14 protein-coding genes are annotated in these 10,167 nt (G+C 43.4%); all 14 read left to right on the top strand.

Translation table 11 applies throughout. The features are described 5' to 3' along the window. Positions 1-98: 98 nt before the first annotated feature. Positions 99-1,256 (top strand): UDP-N-acetylglucosamine 2-epimerase (non-hydrolyzing), encoded by a 1,158-nt coding sequence (locus FFV08_10985; protein QLB53066.1) that lies wholly within the window; start codon positions 99-101, stop codon positions 1,254-1,256. Beyond that, entirely contained in the window at positions 1,249-2,037 is a 789-nt protein-coding gene (locus FFV08_10980) for a hypothetical protein (protein ID QLB53065.1), read from the top strand. The genes FFV08_10985 and FFV08_10980 overlap by 8 nt, the downstream gene beginning before the upstream one ends. 11 nt (positions 2,038-2,048) lie before the next feature. Next, the gene (locus tag FFV08_10975; protein QLB53064.1) at positions 2,049-2,192 is read left to right on the top strand and encodes a hypothetical protein; all 144 of its coding nucleotides are present in this window, start codon (positions 2,049-2,051) and stop codon (positions 2,190-2,192) included. Next, positions 2,185-3,495: a glycosyltransferase gene (locus FFV08_10970; protein ID QLB53063.1), complete on the top strand. Its 1,311-nt coding sequence runs from the start codon at positions 2,185-2,187 to the stop codon at positions 3,493-3,495. Before FFV08_10975 ends, FFV08_10970 begins: the two co-directional genes overlap by 8 nt. 86 nt (positions 3,496-3,581) lie before the next feature. Continuing rightward, positions 3,582-4,610 (top strand): endoglucanase, encoded by a 1,029-nt coding sequence (locus FFV08_10965; protein ID QLB53304.1) that lies wholly within the window; start codon positions 3,582-3,584, stop codon positions 4,608-4,610. Positions 4,611-4,779: 169 nt separating this feature from the next. Then, on the top strand, positions 4,780-5,841 hold the full coding sequence (locus FFV08_10960) for a zinc-dependent alcohol dehydrogenase family protein (GenBank protein ID QLB53062.1): 1,062 nt from the start codon (positions 4,780-4,782) through the stop codon (positions 5,839-5,841). Between the two features lie 137 nt (positions 5,842-5,978). Then, positions 5,979-6,359, top strand: coding sequence for a DUF1033 family protein (locus tag FFV08_10955; GenBank protein ID QLB53061.1), 381 nt, complete (start codon positions 5,979-5,981; stop codon positions 6,357-6,359). 129 nt (positions 6,360-6,488) lie between these two features. Continuing rightward, entirely contained in the window at positions 6,489-7,430 is a 942-nt protein-coding gene (locus FFV08_10950) for a type II/IV secretion system protein (GenBank protein QLB53060.1), read from the top strand. Further along, positions 7,390-8,394 (top strand): type II secretion system F family protein, encoded by a 1,005-nt coding sequence (locus FFV08_10945; protein QLB53059.1) that lies wholly within the window; start codon positions 7,390-7,392, stop codon positions 8,392-8,394. Before FFV08_10950 ends, FFV08_10945 begins: the two co-directional genes overlap by 41 nt. Further along, complete coding sequence (locus FFV08_10940) at positions 8,394-8,711, top strand: prepilin-type N-terminal cleavage/methylation domain-containing protein (protein QLB53058.1); 318 nt, start codon at positions 8,394-8,396, stop codon at positions 8,709-8,711. Before FFV08_10945 ends, FFV08_10940 begins: the two co-directional genes overlap by 1 nt. After that, positions 8,683-9,105 carry a type II secretion system protein gene (locus tag FFV08_10935; GenBank protein QLB53303.1) on the top strand — a complete coding sequence of 141 codons (423 nt, stop codon included), beginning with the start codon at positions 8,683-8,685 and terminating at the stop codon, positions 9,103-9,105. Before FFV08_10940 ends, FFV08_10935 begins: the two co-directional genes overlap by 29 nt. Then, complete coding sequence (locus FFV08_10930; protein ID QLB53057.1) at positions 9,071-9,364, top strand: hypothetical protein; 294 nt, start codon at positions 9,071-9,073, stop codon at positions 9,362-9,364. Before FFV08_10935 ends, FFV08_10930 begins: the two co-directional genes overlap by 35 nt. Next, positions 9,348-9,785, top strand: coding sequence for a competence protein ComGF (locus tag FFV08_10925; GenBank protein ID QLB53056.1), 438 nt, complete (start codon positions 9,348-9,350; stop codon positions 9,783-9,785). The genes FFV08_10930 and FFV08_10925 overlap by 17 nt, the downstream gene beginning before the upstream one ends. Then, positions 9,766-10,158 (top strand): competence protein ComGG, encoded by a 393-nt coding sequence (locus tag FFV08_10920; protein ID QLB53055.1) that lies wholly within the window; start codon positions 9,766-9,768, stop codon positions 10,156-10,158. Before FFV08_10925 ends, FFV08_10920 begins: the two co-directional genes overlap by 20 nt. Positions 10,159-10,167: the final 9 nt, after the last annotated feature.

Raw genomic sequence — 10,167 nt, 5'->3', positions numbered from 1 at the left:
TTATTGAAACGCTTGATGGTAAAATAACTAAGGTTGCTTAAAACAAACATTTTTTAGTAAAAAGTTAATATAACAATGTTGATTTTTGGTGAGGAAAAATGAAGAAAATTAAGGTGATGGTTGTTTTTGGAACTCGTCCAGAAGCAATTAAGATGGCTCCGCTGGTTATTGAACTGAAGGAGCAGGCAGACCTGTTTGAAACAACAACAGTTGTGACTGCTCAGCATCGTCAGATGCTGGATCAGGTGCTTGAAACTTTTAAGATTGAGCCTGATTATGATTTGGACATTATGGGGAAGAATCAAACCCTGACAGATATTACTGTCAAGATCCTGCATAAGCTGGATGATATCTTAAAGGAAAACAAGCCAGATATCATGCTGGTGCACGGTGATACGACAACGACTTTTGCGGCTAGTCTTGCAGCATTTTATAATCAAGTTCGTATCGGCCACGTGGAAGCTGGTTTGCGGACTTGGAATAAATACTCTCCTTTCCCAGAAGAGATGAATCGTCAGATGACCGACTCATTAACGGACTTGTATTTTGCACCAACAGATCAGAGCAAGGCTAACTTGCTCAAGGAAAACCATCCAGCAGAAACAGTTTTTGTGACAGGAAATACAGCTATCGACGCTCTCAAGCTGACAGTCCAAGCTGATTATCAGCACGAAGTGCTTGATTGTATTGATCCAGCTCGCAAGATGATTTTGGTGACGATGCATCGTCGGGAAAATCAAGGCGAGCCGATGAGAAGGGTCTTTCGAACTCTACGGCAGATTGTAGATGCCCATGATGATGTGGAAATTGTCTATCCCGTTCACTTGAGTCCAGCGGTTCAGGAGGCGGCCAGAGAAATTCTGAGTGACAATGAGAAGATTCATCTGATTGAGCCTTTGGATGTGTTGGATTTCCACAATATCGCAGCTAAAAGCTACTTTATCATGTCAGATTCAGGTGGAGTACAGGAAGAAGCGCCTTCCTTAGGTAAGCCTGTACTGGTACTTCGTGATACAACAGAGAGACCAGAAGGAGTTGAAGCCGGCACATTGAAGCTGGTTGGTACAGAAACTCAAGCAGTAGCAGAGGCGATGGAAGCCCTATTGACAGATGAGTCACTCTATCAAGAGATGGCTCAAGCCAGCAATCCATATGGTGACGGTCAGGCTTCGGAGCGGATTGCTCAAGCAATAGCTCACTATTTTAAGCAGACGGCTAGGCCAGAAGAATTTAAGACAGGAGTAAAGAATGTTTAGGAAAAAAGGACTAGAAAAATCATTAGCAGTCTTTGTACTGGCAATTGGACTAATTCTTTTCTACAGCTGGAATTTTGCAGCTAACATATTTTATATCGGAATCGCGCTGATTTTATTAGGTATTTTTAGTGTCTTTGTCCTATCCGATCTCTTGGTGACCTGGGCTATGATTTTAAGTGTAGTTATTGCAACCTTGGTCTTGCTCTTTGATGTAACATATCTGCCGGATAATCAAGTTTTCTTCTTGCTTTCCGTCTTCCCTGTCAGCGCTTGGCTTACCAGCCGAGTGAATTTCTATCTTCATCAGCGCTTGGGATTAGTACAGGATGACAGTGAAGATGCTGCTGAGGCCTATGATGAGCTAGTTAAGAAAGTGCATCTGGAAGAAGTTCCAGCCTTTCAGGCCTTGTTGGTCCATTGGGCACACAATCATCATTTTTATCAAATTCACTCTCGGGAGTACAAGCGGATGCTCAAGAGAATTTTACGACTGATCAACTGGGACTTCCAGAATGTAGAAACGGTTTACTATGTATCTAATGGTAACTTTCTCGTTCTGGTAGAAGATCTGGATCAGGAAGTCAAGGAATATTTCCAAGAGAAAGTGCGTGCCGATTTGACGACAATGCGCTTTGAAAATAAGAAAACTGACCAAGAAATTCAGTTTCAGTCTGGTAGCTTAAAACTGAACGCTCAAAATATTGATAAATTCCATAATTTTGATGACGCTTTAAGCAATCTGGAGCGTCAGCTTGAAACCGACATTATCGTAGAATATTAGGAGGTAAACACATGTCTTTAACTGAAGTATTTTTTATCATCTCTATAGTGCTAAGTATCTTTTTTGCTATTAGTTTTTTTGTCCTCTTCATCTATTATCTGGTTATTTACAATCGGGTTAATAAAAATTTTAGGGCGGTGACTCGTCATGATTAGTCAGCTTATTATGATTATCGCCCTGTTCTCCATCTGGATGTCTCTGGCTTGGGCTTTGGTTATTCTATGCTCTTCCGTGCATTTCTGGATGAAGCGCAGTGACTTCAATGTGGATACCAGTCCCTTGGAGCATTATCCTATGGTTACGGTCGTTGTCCCAGCCCACAATGAAGATGTGGTTATCGCTCAGACGACCAAGGCCATTCTGGACTTGGATTATCCTCATGACCGAGTGGAAGTTCTGCTCTTTGCGGACAATTGCTCGGATGATACCTATCAGGAAATGCTGAAAGTACAGGCTATGCCTGAGTATGCTGGACGCAATGTTACAATTACAGACCGTACAGGTACGGGAGGTAAGGCAGGGGTGCTGAATGATGCCCTGAAGATGGCTAAGGGCGAATATATCTGTGTCTACGATGCGGATGCTATGCCTGAAAAGAATGCCCTCTACTTCCTAGTCAAGAAAGTCTTAGAAGATCCAGAACGTCACGTTGCTTCTTTCGGACGCAATAAGACCCGTAATGCCAACCAGAACTTCCTGACACGCTGTATCAACCAAGAAATCGTTGTAACTCAGCGTGTTTACCACGTAGGTATGTGGCATCTCTTCAAGATTGGACGGATTCCAGGTACAAACTTCTTGATTAACACTGAGTTTGTTAAGAGTATTGGTGGTTGGAAAAACGGTGCCTTGACAGAGGACACGGAAATTTCCTTTAAGATTATGCAGAGCGGCAAGCTAATTGCCTTGGCTTATAACTCTGAGGCTTTCCAGCAAGAACCTGAGACCCTCAAGTCCTACTACTTGCAGCGTAAGCGCTGGGCCAAGGGGAATTACGAGGTGGTTATTGACAACTTCAAGCATCTCTTTAGCGGCGGTAATTGGCGAGTGAAACTGGAAGTATTTAATTATTCTTGTATCTTCTTCTGGTTCAATCTGGCGATTGTCCTATCTAACTTGGTTTTCTTTGCCAATGTAGCGGCGATGATTACCCAGCTCTTTATACCGAATGTGCGGATTCCTTTCGCTTTTGATGCTCAGAATATCTATATCGTCCAGCTGATGCTCTTTAACTGGCTTCTGATGATTTTGCTTTATCTTTTGCAGATCAATATTGCCCTGGCTTCTCAGTTTGGACAGGCGACTACCAAACAGATTTGGCTGGCCCTTGTGTCCTATTTTACTTACTCTCAGCTCTTTATCGTGGTCTCTTTAGATGCAGTAGGATCTGTTATCTTGGACAAGATTTTGAAGCGGAAAGAAACCAAGTGGGTTAAAACAAAACGATTTGCAGGTTAGGAGAAAGTGTGAAAAGAACAAGATTAAGATTTATTTGGTTTGTGATAATTCTGGCTGTCTTGGCTAGTATCCTCTTGTACACCCGTATGGGCAGTACTCCTAATATCAAAAAGAAGATATACAGCCAATGGTCTAAAGAATATGTCGTAACCAAGGACAAATTGTCTTATATCAGGACGACAAACAGTAAGACTGAAGATGTTGTGCTGTCTGAGGCTCAGGGATATGGCATGGTGATTGCTGTGGATGCAGCTAAGCAAGGTGATGCCAGTTCGGCTGATTTTGAAAAGCTCTACCAATATTATCTAGCTCATCGTCTGAAAGATACCCAACTCATGTCTTGGAAACAGACGATTAAGGACGGAAAGAGCAATCATGAAGACGAAAACAATGCTACAGACGGCGATCTCTACATTGCCTATGCTTTGATTCAGGCGGCTAAACAGTGGCCGGACAAGGCTAAAGAATACCAAGAACAGGCTCAGGCTATTCTGAAAGATGTCTTGGCTTATAACTATAATGAAAGCAATGGTGTTTTGACAGTTGGGAACTGGGCAAATGCAGAATCGAAATTTTATAATCTCATGCGGACTTCTGATACATTGCCGCAGCAGTTCCAAGCTTTCTATGAGTTGACCAAAGATAAGCAGTGGCTGACAATCCGAGATAACATGCTCAGCAAACTTGAAGCAATTAGCGCTGATAACAAGACTGGTTTGTTACCAGACTTTATCTGGGTTGACGGTGACAAAGTTCGGGCTGCTGAGCCTGATACAGTAGAATCTGCTAATGATGGTTATTATTCGTATAATGCTTGCCGCCTCCCTTACAACCTGGCTCAAAGCAAGGATGAAAAAAGTCAAAAAATGCTGAAGAAGATGTTGAACTTCTTCCTCAATCAAGAAAAGATTTATACGGGCTACAACCTGAAAGGCAAGGCTCTCAATAGCAATCAGGCTGGCAGCTTTACCGCTCCAGTATTCTATGCGGCTAATAACAATATAGAATTCCGCAAATTAGTACAGCAGAATAAATATCTCTTCATCCAAGGCTTGCCGTCAGATAATTACTATGACGCGGCTGTGACAACGATGGTTGCTTTAGAAACTTTATAATGCAGAAACAAGCAAGATGAAAATTCTGCTTAAGATCATGCAGACAATAGGGTGGGACAAAACGGTGTTTGTCCCACTTTTTTGGAGAAAAACCTTGAGATTTTTTTCACAAACTGTTAAAATAAAATGGAAAACATTCATCATAACATAACAATAGAAAGGATAGCCTATGAAAGCTTATACTTATGTTAAGCCGGGACTTGCCCAGTTTGTAGATGTTGATAAACCTGTCGTACGCAAGCCAACAGACGCTATTGTCCGTATGGTTAAGACTACTATCTGCGGGACTGATCTTCATATTATTAAAGGAGACGTACCTGCTTGCAAGAGCGGTACTATTCTGGGACATGAAGGCATCGGTATTGTTGAAGAAGTTGGTGACAGTGTAACCAATTTCAAGAAGGGCGATAAGGTTCTGATTTCCTGTGTTTGTGCCTGTGGCAAGTGCTACTATTGCAAGAAGGGCATTTACGCCCATTGTGAAGATGAAGGTGGATGGATTTTCGGGCATTTGATTGACGGAACTCAAGCTGAGTATCTGCGTGTGCCCCATGCGGATAATACTCTCTATCATACACCGTCTGATTTATCCGATGAAGCCTTAGTCATGCTGTCAGACATCTTGCCAACAGCTTATGAAATAGGAGTTTTAAAAGGCAAAGTAGAGCCTGGATGTACAGTAGCTATCGTTGGCTCTGGGCCAATTGGTCTCGCGTCTCTGCTGACAGCTCAGTTTTATTCTCCGTCAAAGATTATCATGGTTGACATCGATGAGAATCGTTTAGATACGGCCATGGCCTTTGGGGCAACAGATAAGGTAAATTCAGCGGATGCTGAAAAAGCTGTGCAGGCTATCTTTGACTTGACAGATGGACGTGGAGTTGATGTAGCCATTGAAGCAGTAGGGATTCCAGCCAGTTTTGATCTTTGTCAGAAAGTTATTGCTATTGATGGAACCATTGCTAACTGTGGAGTTCATGGCAAACCTGTCGAGTTTGAGTTAGACCGGCTCTGGATTCGAAATATCAATGTGACGACGGGGCTGGTATCTACCAATACTACTCCACAGCTGTTAAAGGCTCTGGAAAGTCATAAGATTGAGCCAGAAAAGCTAGTGACTCATTACTTTAAGTTGAGTGAAATTGAAGAAGCTTTCAAGGTCTTTGGCCAAGCTGCTGACCATCATGCTATTAAGGTTATTATAGAAAATGACCTCTCCCCAGTCCAATAAAATTCTTAAGTTGTCTTTTGCCTATCCCTTTTAATCTTTGGTTAAAAGGGGTTTTATATTGTTTTCTAATTTTGAGCAAAATAGTTTTGTTATCAAAGGAATTTATATATAATATACGGTACAAAGAGAGGACGAGTATGTATTGCGTAATTGAGATGTACGGGGACTATGAACCGTGGTGGTTCCTGGATGGCTGGGAAGAAGATGTCATTGCAAAGAAGCACTTCGATGATTATTATCAAGCCCTTAAGTATTATAAAAACCGCTGGTTGCAAATGGCAGACCAGTCACCTCTGTATAAGAGCCGCAGTGATTTAATGACTATTTTTTGGGATCCGGAGGATCAGCGCTGGTGCGAGGAGTGCGATGAGAATGTTCAGCAGTATCACTCGCTGTTTTTGCTGGAGAATGACTGCCAGATTCCTAAGAGCAAGTACCGGCCAGGCTATACTAAGCAGAACGGCCTTGAAAAGCACCGAGCTTGCTCAGCTAAACTAAAATCCGCTAAGCCTCTTTAAATCGACAGAATATATTTTGCAAATCTGATAATAGAGCAGCAGAAGAGACCTAACTTCTTAGAAGTTAAGTTTCTTCCGCTGTTTTTTCTTTTTTTGAATTTTTTGCGAATAGTAAGGTGAGGAGGATGTATGGTTCAAGAAATTGCAAAAGAAATGATCAGGCAGGCTCGGCAAGAAGGGGCGCAGGATATTTACCTCATTCCTAAGACTACTTGCTATGAGCTTTATATGAGAATTGGTGATGAACGTCGCTTTATCAAGACTTATGATTTTGAGCTTCTGTCAGCCGTTATCAGCCACTTTAAGTTTGTCGCAGGTATGAATGTTGGAGAGAAGCGCCGCAGTCAACTTGGGTCTTGCGATTATGATTGTGAGGAAGCCAAGGTTTCAATCCGGCTGTCGACAGTTGGTGATTATCGTGGTTTTGAAAGTCTGGTTATCCGGCTCCTGCATGATGAAGACAGGGAGCTGCGCTTTTGGTTTGAGCAATTGCCGGAGCTGCGCAAGAAAATTCAGGCTCGCGGCCTCTATCTATTCTCAGGCCCAGTCGGCAGTGGCAAGACGACCTTGATGTACCATTTGGCTCAGCTTAAATTTTCTGGTCAGCAGGTTATGTCGATTGAAGATCCGGTTGAGATTAAGCAAGAGGCTATGCTGCAGCTGCAGCTGAACGAAACCATTGGCATGACTTATGATAGTCTGATTAAGCTGTCTCTGCGACATCGGCCGGATCTCTTGATTATTGGGGAAATCCGTGATCGAGAGACAGCTAGAGCAGTGGTTCGGGCAAGTTTGACTGGAGCTACGGTCTTTTCAACGATTCATGCTAAGAGTGTTCGAGGTGTCTATGAGCGGCTTTTGGAATTGGGTGTTAGCGAGGATGAGCTAAAAATGGTGCTGCAAGGTGTGTGTTACCAGCGTTTAATTGGGGGAGGAGGTGTCGTTGATTTTGTCAGTCAAAACTATCAAGAGCACGAAGCCGCAGTCTGGAATCAGCAGATTGATCAGCTTTTTGCAGAAGGACATATCAGTGCTGAGCAAAGGCAGACCGAAAAAATTGTCTACGCCTAAGCAGAAAAAGATTATTGAGCTCTTTCATAATCTCTTCAGCAGCGGTTTTCACCTAGCAGAGATTGTAGACTTTCTGAGGCGAAGTGCCTTGCTGGAGGAGGCTTATGTGGCAGAAATGCGGGGAGGCTTGTCAGCTGGTCAGTCTTTTTCAGAGATTGTCAGTCGACTGGGATTTTCCGACAGCGTGGTAACCCAGCTGTCCTTATCCGAGCTGCATGGCAATCTGACTCTAAGTCTGGGCAAAATTGAGGCCTATCTGGAAAATCTATCCAAGGTTAAGAAAAAATTGATAGAGGTAGGAACCTATCCTCTCATGCTGCTGGGCTTTTTGGTCCTTATCATGGTGGGATTGCGCAACTATCTTCTGCCTCAATTGGACAGCCAGAATCTAGCTACTCGGCTGATTAATCACCTGCCTCAGATCTTTTTGTGGAGCAGCCTTGCTTTAGCTGTCTTGGTTTCAGTGGCTCTCTTTTACTATCGAAAGTCATCCAAGATTCGTTTTTTCAGCAAACTAGCAGCTCTGCCTTTTATTGGACATTTGGTACAGGCTTACTTGACCGCTTATTATGCTCGTGAATGGGGAAATATGATTGGTCAGGGCTTGGAACTGAGTCAGATTTTTGCGATTATGCAGGAGCAGCCTTCCCAGCTCTTTCAGGAAATTGGAGCAGATATGGCTGTTGCTTTGCAAGGAGGTCAAGGCTATGCGGACAAGGTGGCAAGCTACCCTTTCTTTAAGAAAGAATTGTCCTTGATGATCGAGTACGGTGAGGTCAAATCCAAGCTAGGTAGTGAGCTGGAAGTCTATGCTGAAAAGACTTGGGAGGAATTTTTCCTACGTATCAACCGAGCCATGAATTTCATTCAGCCCCTAGTATTTATTTTTGTTGCCTTAGTGATTGTTTTACTTTATGCGGCAATGCTCTTGCCCATTTATCAGAATATGGAGGTTCATTTGTAATGAAAAAACTTAATACCTTAAAAGTTCAAGCATTCACCCTTGTGGAAATGCTGATTGTTTTGCTGGTTATCAGCGTGCTCTTGCTGCTCTTTGTGCCTAATCTGACCAAGCAAAAAGATGCTGTTTCAGATACAGGAACGGCAGCGGTGGTCAAGGTGGTAGAAAGCCAGGCGGAGCTCTATGAACTGAAGAATACCAATGAAAAGGCTAGCCTAAGCAAGCTGGTCAGCGCAGGAAATATCAGTCAGAAACAGGCAGATTCTTATAAGGCTTACTATGGAAAACACAGTGGCGAAACTCAAGCGGTTGCCAATTAAGGCTTTTACACTGCTGGAAAGTCTACTCGTTCTTTTTGTTGTTAGTTTTCTACTATTAGGCTTATCTGGCTCGGTGAGGGCTGGGTTCAATCAGGTTCAAGAGCAACTCTTCTTTTTAGAATTTGAGAGACTCTATCAGGAGACGCAGAGGCTGAGCTTAGCCGGGCATGAGAAGCTTTCTCTGGAGATTTCAGGACGGCAGGTTTCCAATGGCTATCAAGAGCTGGATTTTCCGCAAACTTTGCAGGAACATGAGCAGCAGGTCATTCAGTTTGACCGGGCTGGCGGGAACTCATCGCTCAGCAAGATTATTTTTCAGACGGAGGACAGGACAGTTGTTTACCAGCTTTATATGGGCAATGGCAAGTTTAAAAAGACGACATCTTCAAGCTAGCATTCTGCTGGAAGCTCTGGTGGCCATGGCAGTTTTTGCTGCTATTGCCAGTTTGCTTTTGGGACAGATTAGTCAGTCTCGTAAGGAGCAGCGGGTCCTTCTGCAGCAGGAAGAGGTGCTTCGAGTAGCTCGCATGGCTCTGCAGACAGGACAAGAAGAGCTTCATATCAACGGAATTACTGTACGTCAGCTTAAGACAGATAAGCAGCTGCTAGTCTATCACGAAGGGGAGGTAGTCATCCGTGTCCAAAAACCTTAAAGTCAAGGCTTTTACTCTTTTGGAAACCTTGGTTGCCCTGTTAGTCCTTAGTGGTGGAATACTGGTCTTTCAGGCTATGACCCAGCTCTTATCTTCAGAACTGCATCAGCAGGAGAATAATCAACAGCAAGAGTGGCTTTTGTTTGCCGACCAACTGGAGACGGAGCTTTCGCGAAGTCAATTTGATAAGGTTGAAGACAATAAAATCTACATCAGACAAGATGGCAGAGACCTAGCCTTGGGGAAATCCAAGGGAGATGATTTCCGTAAAACAGATAAGAGTGGTCGCGGCTACCAGCCGATGATTTATGGTTTAGAAGCAGCTGACGTGCGTCAGGAGGGTAAGCTTGTCCATCTTCATTTTCGCTTTGAAAAAGGTTTAGAGAGGGAGTTCGTCTATCGTGTGGAAGAAGAAAGTTGAGGCTGGTATTTTACTGTATGCGCTGCTGATGGCCGCTGTCTTTAGCCTGCTCCTGCAGTTTTATCTCAACCGTCAAGTCAGCAGTCAGCGTCTGCAGCTTTTCAACAGGGAAAGGACGGAAGCCTATGCAATGGCAGTTCTGACAAAAGCTGGGGCCAAGGAGGATAGAGGGGAGATGATGTTTGAACAGGGCAAAGCATCCTACAGAAAGCAAGGGAAGAATCTTGAAATCAGCAGTCAGCTCAGCAGCGGTCATTCCTATTCCTTTACTTTTAGTACTTCTAAGAAAGATGAGGATAAAGCAAAGGAAGACAAGAAAGCAACTGACAAAAAGGAGAAAGCGATTTCGGACGAAGCTGGTAAGCCGGACTAATATAACTGT

The sequence above is a fragment of the Streptococcus sanguinis genome (assembly GCA_013378335.1).
Classification (GTDB): Bacteria; Bacillota; Bacilli; order Lactobacillales; family Streptococcaceae; genus Streptococcus; species Streptococcus sanguinis_I.
Note: the sequence above shows the minus strand (reverse complement) of the source record. Positions and strands in the feature narration are given on the sequence as shown.